The following is a 4,465-nucleotide window of genomic DNA, read 5'->3' as shown; positions in this document are numbered from 1 at the left end:
TGCTCATGCTGAGTTTCCAGCACTAGATTAACTGCCCGTTCACGGACTTCCGGAGAGTAACGTTTGGTCGTTGTCATAGAGACCTCCACTTTTAAAGTATAGACTCTAATTTATCCGGGGTGATTCACTATACACCGCCACCCGCTGCACCGGCTAACCCCCCATCTTTGTCGGGCATTATCGCCTTTCCCATGCCGACCAAGTATTCACTTTACAAATGGTCTATGCTTTTGAAGAGAAACCCCTTTCACGCCAAGTGGCGCAGTTAAAAGGGAAGCAAAGCCTGTACGTCAGGCTGGTTTCTTTCAATGGAAGGAGTGGTGCAGTGTTATCAGAAATGGCAGATTATCCGTTGCGCCGTAGCCTGCCGGCGCCAGACGTGACGTCAGAACAGCACATCTGGAATTGGGCGCAAAACGCGCCACTGGGACCACAGACGCGGTTACAGCGGCCGCAGGATGAAGAGGCGCTGCGGCATATCATTACCCACCGCAGCGGTCGTATCCGCCCGATCGGCACCACCTTATCAACAGGAGACTTGCTGGCCATCCAACATGAGCAGGATACCCTGATTGATATTTCCGGCCTGACGGGTCTGCTGCGTAGCAGCGAGAGCAGCGCCACCTTCGCCGCCGGTACGCCGCTGAATGAAGTGTATGAGACGCTCAAGACCTTGGGCCGTATGCTGCCTGCGTCGCCGGGGGTGATCGCTATCCAGACGCTGGCGGGGGCCATCGCTACCGGTACCCACGGGCAAGGACTGGGCCAGGGGGCGTTGGCCGATGACGTGCTGCACATCCGACTCCTGTGCGCCGACGGTACGGTGGCCGAATTCGACCGCGATCACCCCTGGTTCGGCGCCTTGCAGCTGGGCCTCGGCTGCCTGGGCGTAATGACCGAAATCACGCTACGTACGGTGCCGTTGACGGTGTTTACCTGCTTTAAAAGCGCGGTTTCCGCCGGCCGGTTACAGGAGGAGATTTACACCTGGAACAAGGCGTTTACCTTCAATAAAGCCTGGTGGTTTCCTGAAGACGATCGGGTACATGTCTGGTGTTCGCGGGCGGCGACGCCGGGGGAGCGGCAGCGCTACCGCGCCGGCGACGGCGATGCCGTGGCGCTCGGCGCGGGGGACAGTTCGCTGAACGCCACGGTCGACCAGACGCTGACGCACATGCAAAATGATACCCGCATTCTTGGCGAGGAGGGCCGGCATTTCGACACCGTCACCCGCTTCAAGGATTTCACCGATGTGACCGGCGACATTTATCAATTGTTCTGTCGGGGTATCGCCGCGCCGCAAATCAACGTGGAAATCGGCATCCCGCTGGCCCGCGCCGGCCAGACTATCGCGCTTATCAAGCAATGGTATGCCGAAGCCCATCCCCATATGCATTATCCGGTGATTTTGCGCTGCACCGGGCCGTCATCGGCCTGGCTCAGCCCCGCCTGGCAGCAGCCCACCTGCTTTTTTGGCTTCGTGGTCTACTATGCCGATGATGGCACCCTTTCCCGCGACGGTATCGCTTTTCTGCAAGAAGTGGAAAAACGGCTCGCCGCCCAGGGCGGACGACCGCACTGGGGCAAGTATTATCATCCGGCGCTTTACCGCTGGCGCAATCTGTACTCCCGCTGGGACGATTTTCGCCACGTCCGCGCCGCGCTGGATCCCACCGGCGCTTTCTCGAACGCATTCACCGATTGTCTGTTGGAGGTGCGTTGAGATGGCAGCCTGGATCACGCTGCTGACGCAGCCGGACTATCTGATAGGCGTGCGGACGCTGTGGCGTTCGCTGCAGCAAAGCGGCAGCCGCTATCCGCTGGTGGTCATGGTGACCGAATCGATTCCCGACGCTGCCCGCCGGCGACTAACCCAGGAGGGATGCCTGGTGCGCGAGGTACCGGCGCTGCAGCCGCGCCCGGGAATACGCGCCCATTATGCCCGGGCACAGTTTTCGGAGGTCTGGACCAAGTTGTGCGCCTGGGCGCAGGATGATTTCACCCGGCTGGTGTTCCTGGATGCGGATATGCTGGTGGTGAGAAATATGGACGCGTTATTCACTCAGTCGTTGCCGGCGGGATGGATTGCCGCCTGCCACGCCTGCCGATGCAACCCGAAGCGAATGGCCCGCTATCCGGCGGACTGGGTACCCGAGAATTGTTTTTATAGCCATTATCAGCCCGGCCAGCCGATGCCCGCCGATGGCAGCGCAGGCTATTTCAACTCCGGTTTCATGGTTTTGACGCCGGACCGCGGCACCTATGCCGCGCTGCAAAGCGCTCTGGACAGCATCAGCGATTTAACGCATTACCCCTTCCCCGAGCAGGATTTGCTTAATCAGTTTTTTGCCCGCCGCTGGCGCCAGTTGCCCTACGGCTATAACGCATTGAAAACCCTGGTGTATCAACACCCGCGCTTGTGGGACGAGGCGACCGTTCACGCCATCCATTTTATCCTGCAAAAACCCTGGCAAGCTGAAGCGCAAACGGATGCCAGCGACAGCCGGCTGGTCAAGCGCTGGCGCCGCACCGCCGATAGCTTGCCCGATACCTAAGGTGCCACGGGCAAAGCGGACGCGGCGGCAGGCCTATTTGCCGCGTTTGCCGGGCAGTACTTCGCTTATCAGCTGTGACGCCGTATCGGCTATCACCCGTCCCGCGCCGCGATCGCCTTTGGCGAGCGACGACATAAAGGCTTTGGCCTGAGCCAGCGAGACATGCGGCGGAAACGGCGCGATTTCGGGATCGGTCAACACCTCAATAACCACCGGCCGATCCGCCGCCAGCGCCGTGGCCCAGGCCTGCTGCAAATCGGCGGGATCGTCGACATAGATGCCCTTGAGGCCCAGGTTGTTGGCAAAGCCGGCGTAGGGAACATCCGGCACGTCCTGACTGGCCTGATAGCGTGGATTTCCCTCCATCACCCGTTGCTCCCAGGTCACCTGATTGAGATCGTGATTATTAAACACGCAGACGATCAAGCGCGGGTCGGACCAGCGCTGCCAGTATTTTTGCACGGTGATAAGCTCGGCCAAATTGTTCATCTGCATGGCGCCGTCGCCCACCAGCGCCACCACCGGCCGTGAGGGCATAGGTATCTACACATCAGGGAGGAGGCTTAAGAGCAACTCTCGCTAAATGAGTAAGTTCTTCCAGACTATATTCCGATAATAATTTTAGTGTATTCAACAAGATGGATAGGCCAGCGAGCAGAGCAGGAGCGCTCTCTCTGCGGCCTCGCTTTTGCTGTCGTCCTGACAAGCGACATATCAGCTGGCGGGCTGCCGCATTTTCTTCTCCTTCAGCGCGTTGCAGCCGCCATACCAGAACAGCAGCCATACTGGCTATTAACAACCTGCGTAGTACGGCTGGCGCGCTGCGCTGAAGCCATGTTTCTACGTCATGTCCGGCACCTTTCAGCAACTTAAAAAATGATTCAATATTCCAGCGCCAGTAATACCAACGAGCTACTTCCTCGCAGGTGATCTCGCTGCAAACGTTTGTAAGCAGCGTCCAGCGTCCCACCACATTACCGAGATCATCCGTAAGCCGAACAACAACCAATCTGACCGTCAGAGGCTCTCCAGGTTGGATTTTTATGCGGCGGCCGGTTTCTTTATCTTTACGCTTCTGCTGCGCAGCTCGGGTTATGACTATCGAGGTTTCACTGATTTCCATATCAGCTTTTTTCCCTTTCCAGTCTACCTGTCCGCATCCGTTGTATGGCAGAAGAGCAGCAATCTCACCAATTTTCAATGAATTACCTTGCCACTCTGCACCATGTCCTTCTTTTCCTCGGATAAGCCAGCATATTCCTTGAGTACTCAACGTCCGCATATGTCCAATAGAGTCACCCTCTCTATCAATTATATGAATCAGCTTTTTACCTATATTAAGCGATTCCACACGGGCAATATCGGTCGTCAAGGCGTCCATATGTGTCTGCCGTTCGGACAGTCCTTCCGCCAACGTTGAATGACAACCGGTTGCATCGGTAAGTGTCTGAGATAGAGGCGCTATTGGCAAACCCGTGCCAGCATCAACCAGCAAGCTGCTTTGAAGTTCATATCCAACATCGCCACCGTGCGTCATTTTTAAGCGTCCGTATTTGGCATGATGGTAAAGAAATTGTAAACGTGACCAATCATGAACAACGAGAGCGTATGGATGCGGGCTAAGCGAAATTTGCTCAAGTGCTAGCGAAATAATTGGCTCATTGAGTTGACTGAAGCTAATTCGCTTATTATTCAGAAAACGCCAGACAGCTTGGGTAGTTGCGAAAGTTGATTTTTGAGCACTTGCGAGGTCTTTAACCGCAGAAGCAAGAAGAGCCGCGGGCGTCATATGCTGTTTAACCAGCGTCTGATATCGGCGGGTAAGGCGAGAGTCAATCCCGCCAACAGATAGGTTGAAATCATTCTGCAAAGTAATAACAGGTATCACGATAAATGTGTAGATACCTATG

Annotated in this window: 3 protein-coding genes and 1 pseudogene; 2 read left to right on the top strand and 2 right to left on the bottom strand. The window is 56.2% G+C overall.

What is annotated here, in order from left to right:
- The first annotated feature begins 337 nt into the window (after positions 1-337).
- A complete protein-coding gene (locus CINSTRO3249_RS13050; protein ID WP_074013589.1) occupies positions 338-1,723 on the top strand; it encodes a D-arabinono-1,4-lactone oxidase in 1,386 nt (461 codons plus the stop codon).
- A 1-nt stretch (position 1,724) separates the two neighbouring features.
- Entirely contained in the window at positions 1,725-2,555 is an 831-nt protein-coding gene (locus CINSTRO3249_RS13045; protein ID WP_074013588.1) for a glycosyltransferase family 8 protein, read from the top strand.
- Positions 2,556-2,588: 33 nt separating this feature from the next.
- On the opposite strand, the pseudogene CINSTRO3249_RS13040 reads toward CINSTRO3249_RS13045, so the two are convergent.
- Both CINSTRO3249_RS13040 and CINSTRO3249_RS13035 read right to left on the bottom strand, forming a co-directional pair.
- Positions 2,589-3,089 (bottom strand): annotated as a pseudogene (locus tag CINSTRO3249_RS13040) (thiamine pyrophosphate-dependent enzyme); the annotation flags it as partial.
- Between the two features lie 16 nt (positions 3,090-3,105).
- Positions 3,106-4,465, bottom strand: a 1,360-nt coding sequence (locus CINSTRO3249_RS13035; RefSeq protein WP_254304262.1) for a flagellar biosynthesis protein FlhF, incomplete at its 5' end; no start/stop codon positions are given.

This window comes from Candidatus Sodalis sp. SoCistrobi, assembly GCF_900143145.1.
Classification (GTDB): Bacteria; Pseudomonadota; Gammaproteobacteria; order Enterobacterales; family Enterobacteriaceae; genus SoCistrobi.
Note: the sequence above shows the minus strand (reverse complement) of the source record. Positions and strands in the feature narration are given on the sequence as shown.

Excerpts from the sequence above, each read along its gene's own strand:
- CINSTRO3249_RS13045 (WP_074013588.1), top strand. The coding sequence starts at position 1,725 with ATGGCAGCCTGGATCACGCTGCTGACGCAGCCGGACTATCTGATAGGC.
- CINSTRO3249_RS13050 (WP_074013589.1), top strand. The coding sequence starts at position 338 with ATGGCAGATTATCCGTTGCGCCGTAGCCTGCCGGCGCCAGACGTGACG.